This is a genomic window from Succinivibrio sp. (assembly GCF_045124615.1).
Classification (GTDB): domain Bacteria; phylum Pseudomonadota; class Gammaproteobacteria; order Enterobacterales; family Succinivibrionaceae; genus Succinivibrio; species Succinivibrio faecicola.
Genome location: NZ_JBGVMC010000381.1, coordinates 1 through 8,068 on the forward strand (window position 1 = coordinate 1; position 8,068 = coordinate 8,068).

7 protein-coding genes are annotated in these 8,068 nt (G+C 36.0%); all 7 read left to right on the forward strand.

Annotated features, from left to right (window positions below; all coding sequences use genetic code 11):
- The coding region (locus ACJML3_RS10135; protein ID WP_406022906.1) for a basic amino acid ABC transporter substrate-binding protein at positions 1-740 on the forward strand (740 nt) is incomplete at its 5' end.
- Positions 741-798: 58 nt separating this feature from the next.
- Positions 799-1,488, forward strand: a complete 690-nt coding sequence (locus ACJML3_RS10140; RefSeq protein WP_406022908.1) for an amino acid ABC transporter permease — start codon at positions 799-801, stop codon at positions 1,486-1,488.
- Positions 1,488-2,207: an amino acid ABC transporter ATP-binding protein gene (locus ACJML3_RS10145; protein ID WP_406022910.1), complete on the forward strand. Its 720-nt coding sequence runs from the start codon at positions 1,488-1,490 to the stop codon at positions 2,205-2,207. Before ACJML3_RS10140 ends, ACJML3_RS10145 begins: the two co-directional genes overlap by 1 nt.
- 159 nt (positions 2,208-2,366) lie before the next feature.
- Entirely contained in the window at positions 2,367-3,755 is a 1,389-nt protein-coding gene (locus ACJML3_RS10150) for an MATE family efflux transporter (protein ID WP_406022912.1), read from the forward strand.
- A gap of 99 nt (positions 3,756-3,854) precedes the next feature.
- The gene (locus tag ACJML3_RS10155) at positions 3,855-5,051 is read left to right on the forward strand and encodes an aromatic amino acid transaminase (RefSeq protein WP_406022914.1); all 1,197 of its coding nucleotides are present in this window, start codon (positions 3,855-3,857) and stop codon (positions 5,049-5,051) included.
- A gap of 200 nt (positions 5,052-5,251) precedes the next feature.
- The gene (locus ACJML3_RS10160) at positions 5,252-6,193 is read left to right on the forward strand and encodes a DUF2333 family protein (protein ID WP_406022916.1); all 942 of its coding nucleotides are present in this window, start codon (positions 5,252-5,254) and stop codon (positions 6,191-6,193) included.
- 3 nt (positions 6,194-6,196) lie between these two features.
- Positions 6,197-8,035 carry an ABC transporter ATP-binding protein gene (locus ACJML3_RS10165; RefSeq protein WP_406022918.1) on the forward strand — a complete coding sequence of 613 codons (1,839 nt, stop codon included), beginning with the start codon at positions 6,197-6,199 and terminating at the stop codon, positions 8,033-8,035.
- Positions 8,036-8,068 lie beyond the last annotated feature (33 nt).

Consider the following 8,068-nt stretch of genomic DNA (forward strand, 5'->3'; position numbering starts at 1 on the left):
ACACTATGAAAAAATCATTATTAGTTGCACTTTTTGCAGCATGTGCTTTTGTATCATCAGCTAATGCTGAAAAGTTAAGATTTGGTACAGAGGCAACTTTTGCACCTTTTGAATTTACTGATAAAGAATCAAATATCATCGGTTATGACGTTGATATTATTAAAGCTATCGCTGAGGTTGAAGGTTTTGAGGTTGAAATTGTTAATCTGCCTTTTGATTCTCTAGTACCATCTGTACTTACATCACAGATTGACGGTGCTATTGCAGCAATGACAATTACTCCAGAAAGAGCAAAGCAGGTTGCTTTCTCCGATCCATACTATAAGTCAGGAATCAGTGCAGTAATCCGTAAGGATGATGTTGAGAAGTATGTTTCTTTAGATGATTTAGCTACAAAAAGACTGTGTGCTCAGATTGGCTCAACAGGTTCAAATGTAGCTACAAAGATTTCTGGTAAGGTTGGAAACTACAATACAGTTCCTGAAGAGTTTATGGAATTAAACGCAAAGGGATGTGAAGCTGTTATCAACGACCGTCCTGTAAATCTATATTTCCTGCAACAGATGAAGGAAGATGCATTTGTAGAAATCAAGGAATTATACAATGGTGAGGATTACGGCATCGTTGTTAACAAAAAGAACCAGGATCTTTTAAACAAGATTAATTCTGGTCTTGCAAAAATTAAGGAAAATGGCAAATTTAAAGAGATCCATGTAAAGTGGTTCAAGGTTGAAGAATAATTTCTATTCTTCGTTTTACATATAAGGCAGCTAATAACTGCCTTTGATTTTTTTTATCATGACAAGTATTATTGAGTATTTTTCAGAGCTTGATTTTGAATTTGTTAAGAATTCATTATGGCTCCTTTTAAACGGTGCTATCGTAACATTAGAGATTACTCTTGTTGCAGTATCCTTTGGTGTTCTGATTGGTCTTTTTGTTGGCATGGCAGAGTTGTCAAGCTACAGATTGTTAAGAATACCTGCTAAGGTTTATGTTGATATCATCCGTGGTACGCCTCTTTTGGTGCAGATTTTTATTATTTATTTTGCACTGCCAAATATCATAAATATGCGTATTGAGCCATATATAGCAGCAGTAGTCGCCTGTTCTATAAATTCAGGTGCATACGTAGCTGAAATCTTCAGATCTGGTATACAGTCAATCGATAAAGGTCAGTTCGAAGCTGGTAGATCACTCGGTCTTACATGGCCTCAGACAATGAAGATGATTGTTGTGCCTCAGGCTTTTAGAAGAACAATCCCACAGCTTGGAAATGAGTTTATCGCCATGCTTAAGGATTCATCATTAGTATCTGTCATTGGTTTTGAAGAGTTAACAAGAAAAGGTCAGCTAATTATTGCTGCTACCTATCGTTCATTTGAGATCTGGGCTGCAGTTGCAGTAATTTATCTTGTAATGACTCTTACAATCAGTAGATTTGTTTCTTATCTTGAGAAAAAATATAACTCAAAAGGACATAGATAATGATCGTTATTAAAGATTTACATAAAAGCTATGGATCTAATGAGATTCTCAGAGGAATAGATCTGCATATAAAAAAGAGTGAAGTTGTTGTTGTAATAGGTCCATCAGGCTCTGGAAAGAGTACACTTTTGCGTTGTGTAAATTATCTTGAGGTTCCAACTTCAGGATCAATTACTATCAATAATGAGACAATAACAAGAAAAACTAATATCAATCATATTAGAGCAGAAGTTGGAATGGTATTCCAGCACTTCAATCTTTTCCCCCATATGACTGTTCTTGAGAACATAACAATTGCACCTATAAATGTTAGAAAGATGTCAAAAGAGGAAGCTAATGCAAAGGCATTAGAGCTTTTAAAGAGAGTTGGTCTTGAATCTAAGGCAGACTCATATCCTGATCAGTTATCAGGTGGTCAGCAGCAGCGTGTTGCAATTGCACGAGCACTTGCTATGGAGCCACAGGTAATGCTGTTTGATGAGCCTACATCAGCTCTTGATCCTGAGATGGTTAATGAAGTACTAGATGTAATGAAGGATTTAGCCCAGTCTGGTATGACCATGATGTGTGTAACTCATGAAATGGGATTTGCAAAGCAGGTAGCATCAAGAGTTCTTTTTGTCGATCATGGTAAAATTCTTGAAGATACCTCTCCAAAAGAGTTGTTTGAAAATCCAAAACACGAAAGAACAAAAGAGTTTTTAGCGAAAATTCTATAATTTTTTTTGTTTACAATAGTGTAACTTTCACAAGCCAGATCTTAAAAATTAGGATTTGGCTTTTTAATTATCTGATTCTTAAAGTAATTTTCTTTTATTTACAGATATTCAATTGAAAATAATTCATTTATAATTTCTGCAGAAATTGGAGATATCTGTATGGCATACAATTCACATGAGTCACAGATGATGCAAAAAGGACTTTTTGCATTAAGCTGGCCTATTTTTATCGACCTTAGCATGCACTTTTTTTCTATGGTGATAAATACAGCCATGGTCAGCTCGCTATCGCTAAAGGCTGTAGCAGAACTGAATCTTGGCTCACAGATGTTCCAGCTTGCCTTTGTCATATTCAATTTCATTAATATTGGTGTATGCGTTGTAACAGCTCAGGCCTTAGGTAACGGCAATAAATCCATTGTAAGACGAGTAATTCATATGTCTCTTGGCATAAATATCGTTATAGGATTACTCTTAGCTTCATTTGGCTGTTTGGGCTCATCAATCATATGCGACATCATGAATATACCTGATGATATTTATGATTCATCAAAACTCTATCTGTCAATTCTGTCAGTATGTTTTATTGCAGAGGCTATAAATCTTTGCTGCTCAGCAATATTAAGAGGTCATGGTGCAACAAGAGATCCAATGTATATCAATGTTGCAGGTAATATTCTTATTATTTTCTTAAACTATCTGTTCTTGTTTGGTAGTTTTGGAGCTCCAAAGCTTGGAATTTATGGTGTAGCTTTGAGTGTTGTAATCTCAAGATTCCTGTCTATAGGATTTTTATACTACCTGATGCTAAAAAGAACAGGTGTAAAGATTGTCTACAGATATGTTTTTGTAATTAAAAAGAAAATTCTCTCTCAGCTTATGAGTATAGGTCTTCCTGGTGCTGGAGAAAACCTAACATGGCAGCTGCAGTTTCTTTTCATGACATCGGTTGTAGGTACCTTTGGAACAATTGCACTTGCAACACAGGGTATCTATTTTCAGATGTGCGGCATTATCATGCTGTTCTCAATTTCAGTTGCACTGGGAACAGAGATTCTTGTTTCACATTATGTAGGTTCAATGAACCTAAAGATGGCTGACAAACAGCTTATGCATTCTGTAAAAATCGGTATTGTCATAACCTCAATACTATCTGTAAATATTCCAATATGGCTTGGTGCAGCCGTATTCTCAATCTTCACAGACGATCCTGAGGTTTTATTATATGCAAAGCCTATCTTTTACGTGTCAGTTGTAATGGAGGTTGGCAGAATATTAAATATCATCATCATAAACTCTCTTAGAGCTGTTGGTGATACCCGTTTTCCAATGTATATGGCTATTCTTTCTATGTGGGGCGTATCTGTTCCTGTGGGCTGCTTTTTGGGTATTTATATGCAGATGGGACTATTGGGCGTATGGATTGGTTTTTGTGCTGATGAATGTTCAAGAGGTCTTATCATGCTTGCAAGATGGAAATCAAAAGCATGGGTTTCTCGTGCTGTTAAATACTACAAAAAGAATTATGCAAAACTTAAAACTGCATAAAAACAGCATAATTTTCCATTTTGGTGCAAATTATAAAATTTTTAACTATTGAAAAAATGTGGTATATTGTCACAAATTTTTTAATTAACAGGTGAAAACATGTTTTTTGATCGTATCGAAGCTGCTCCTGCAGATCCAATTTTAGGTTTAACAGATGCTTATAAGAAGGATCCAAATCCTAATAAAGTTAACCTAGGTGTAGGTGTTTACCAGAACAACGAAGGCAAGACTGTAATTTTAGACTCAGTTAAAGATGCTGAAAAGATTTTGTTAGAGAAGGAAGATACCAAATCATATCTTCCTATTACAGGTCTTGCTGAATACGGTACTTTAGCTCGTGAGCTGATTTTTGGTAAGGATTCAGAGTTTGTTTCATCTGGCAGAGCAATTTCATGTCACTGCCCTGGTGGTACCGGTGCTTTACGTATTGGCGCTGACTTTTTACATCAGCAGAATGTCGCTACCACAATCTGGATTTCAGATCCAACATGGGCAAACCACTACCAGATCGCAACTTCAGCAGGTATGAAGTTTGAGCGTTATCCATACTATGACAGAGTAAATCACAATCTTGCATTTGACAGAATGTTAGAAACTCTCTCTCAGGCAAAAGAAGGTGATGTAGTTCTTCTTCACGCATGCTGCCACAACCCAACCGGTATTGACCCAACTAAAGAGCAGTGGGAGCAGATTGCTAAGTTTTTAGCTGAGAAGAAGTTAATTCCATTTATTGATTTTGCTTATCAGGGCTTTGGTAAGGGTATTGAAGAGGACGCTTTTGGTGTTCGTACAATTGCTAAGTACAACAAGGAACTACTGATTGCTTCATCATTCTCAAAGAACTTCGGTCTATATAACGAGCGTGTTGGTGTTTTAACTGTAGTTTGCGAATCAAAGGAAGCTGCAGATAAGGTATTGTCACAGGTTAAGATTGCAGTTCGTACAGCTATTTCTAATCCTCCAGCTCACGGTGAAAAGGTTGTTACCACAATTCTTTCAGACAAGGATTTAAGAGCTAAGTGGGAAGCTGAATTAAAGGGTATGCGTGATCGTATTCAGCAGATGCGTTCATTATTATCAGAGAAGTTAAAGGCAGCAGGTGCTGGTAACTTTGACTTTATCAACGAGCAGAACGGTATGTTCTCATTCTCAGGTCTAGATAAGGATCAGGTTGAGGCATTACGTAAGGACTTTGGTATTTATGCTGTTGCATCTGGTCGTATCTGCGTTGCTGGTATCAATACAAGCAACATCGATAAGGTTGTTGAGGCTATTGCTGCTGTAGTAAAGCGCTAATCCTTATATAATCTGCAAAAGAGCTCATGTCTTTGTTAAGGCATGGGCTTTTTCTTTTTTTTAGTTCCCAAAACATAAGAAGAGATCTTTTATCTGTGTTGCAGTGACACCAATTTTTTTTGAAAAATTTCATCAAGTAGTGGCAGAGCTTTGATATTAAAGCTAAAATAAATGAGCGTACGAAAAAAAATGGTGAAAATATGAAACTGAACATAATGGAAAAAGCAAAAGAAGGTAATAAGCTTGTCTTAAGTCTTGTTATATTTTCTGTATTTGTAGTTTTGTATATACTGTATGTAACAGTTGTAGGTTTAATTTCATCCACCTGTGCAAAAGCTTATGATCCTCCTGTACTTGAACAGACAAGCACAGATCAGGAAAAAGCTATTGTGATTGCAAATTCTCTAACACATGCACTTGATCAGCAGCTAAGTTCAACTTTTGGCTGGTTACCTAATGATATTCTGTTTGTGCCAAAGATCCTTGATAATTCTACAAATTATCAAAAGGGTATTATCTATGCTACAAGACCTGCATCAGATATCATTGCAAAGACAGTTTCTCGTTATGGCAAGAACGACACTTTAGATTCTCGACTTGTTGATGCCACCTCAAGATATTTTGTATATTCTTCAGATGTATGGGGATTTTGGTTTATCTACGATGCTGAAGGCAAATACAGAGATGGTATTAAAAACTGGCTCTCATGGGCTCAGTCTGTAGATACAAATGCAAAAAATGCAGGTATCTATAATGTAAAGTCTGATGATGTATATGCTATTTTAAAATACTGCAATCAGATGCTTGAATATGCACTTGGAAATTTAAATGATGTGAATATCGGACATTTTGATTCTGATAATCAGATCTATTTTGCAAAAGGTATCTGTTCTGTTGTTGAGAACGTGCTGCGTGGCCTTATTGCAGTTGATTCATCAGTAGTTGAACGTGGCGGTAACGAGAATGTGACAGCAGCTTTAGAGCGTCTGACTTCAATTCGTGATTTTAATCCGACATATGTTTTTGCAGGTGGCTCTAAAAAGGGTGATACCATGGTTCCAAATCATGTAGCAAGTATTGCAAGACATATTGATATTGCATCAAACCGTATTAACGACATAATGACATCCATGGAAAAATAGTCCATGCTTTTATATTTATTCAGATTTTTTGAAAATCTGATTTCTCCTTTTAACTATAAGGTAACAAGACAGTTACCAAAAAGTCTTACAGGTTTTTTACTGTTTTTTTCTAAAGGCCTGTATGGCTTTTTCTTTCTGGCAGCTTTTTTAAATTCGCTTATAGCAATAGGAGAGGCCCTTTTCTTTGTAAGTCTTGGTTATATTGTTGACTGGACAACCCAAACTTATCCTTATGATTTTTTAAGTCAGCATGGTAACTCATTGCTTATCATGCTGTTAACTGCAGGCGTAATTCTTCCTTTAGCATCTATTTTTCATTCTCTTTTGATTCATCAGACACTGCAGAGTAATTATGCAATGATTGTAAGATATCAGCTGCATACACATCTTCTTGATCAGTCTCTGTCTTTTTTCAACGATCAGTTTGCCGGCTCTCTTGCAAACAAGGTTATGCAGACATCAATGGCTGTAAGAACTGCTGTAATGAAACTTATGGATGTGGTAGTGCATCTGATTGTTTATATTGCAACGATTTTTGTGATGCTTGCTAATGCAAATCTTTCATTATGCATTCCTATTGTTATCTGGCTTATCCTTTATGTTTCATCAATATTTGTATTTATTCCACGCTTGAGAAAAGCATCAAAAGTGTCATCCGATCAGAGATCTGTAATGGTTGGTCGTATTGTTGACAGTTATACAAATATTTGTACAGTAAAGCTTTTTGGTGGACATGGAAGAGAAAAACAATACGCAAAAGAGGCAATGAATGAATTTCGTCAGTCCGAATATAAGGCCTTAAGAGTTCTTACATTGTTTGATGTAAGTGTTCAGCTTATGAATTACACAATGCTGATTGCTCTTGTAATGCTGTCTTTATATCTGTGGTCATTTACACTTGTGACACCAGGTGCAATTGCAATTGCTATAGCAATTGCAATAAGACTTATAAATATGTCCAGATGGATTATGTTTGAGGTTGGTGCCATCTATGAGAATCTTGGAATGGTATATGATGCCATTTCATCAGTTGTAAAACCTATCAGTGTTCTTGATCCGAATGCTCCAAAACAGCTTCTAACCTTTAACGATTCAATTTCTTTTGAAAATGTTTCATTTGCATATGAAAACAAGGCTAATATTCTTGAGAATTTTTCATTAAAGATTAAAAAAGGTCAGAGAGTTGGTATTGTAGGCCCATCAGGTGCAGGTAAAACTACAATAATAAATCTTTTACTTAGATTCTTTGATGTTAAATCAGGAAGAATTGCAATTGATGGAACTGATATTCGAGAAATCAGACAGGATGATTTGCGTGATCTGTTTTCTATGGTTACGCAGGATGCAAGCCTTATGCACAGAACCATTGGACAGAATATCAAATATGGTACAGATGAAGATCTTGATGAAAGTGAACTTTTAAGGGTTGCAAAAGATACTGATTCATTATCATTTATTGAAAATCTTTCAGATTACAGAGGTGGAAACGGCTTTGACACATTAGTAGGCGATAGAGGTGTAAAACTCTCGGGAGGGCAGAAACAGCGAATAGCTTTAGCAAGAGTAATGGTAAAGAATGCTCCTATTCTCATACTTGATGAGGCAACCTCAGCTTTAGATTCTAAATCTGAAAAGATTATTCAGGAGAATCTTGAAAAAATAATGAAGGACAGAACTGTTATTGCTGTTGCTCACAGACTTTCAACTCTAAAGAGTATGGACTTTATTGTTGTAATTGATCATGGAAGAGTCGTTCAGATAGGATCTCATAGTGAACTTCTTGAAAAGAAAGGTCTATATAAACAGCTTTGGGATCTGCAGACCGATGGTTTTATCAGCTAATATTTGTGCTTTAAGATAAATTAGATGAAACTC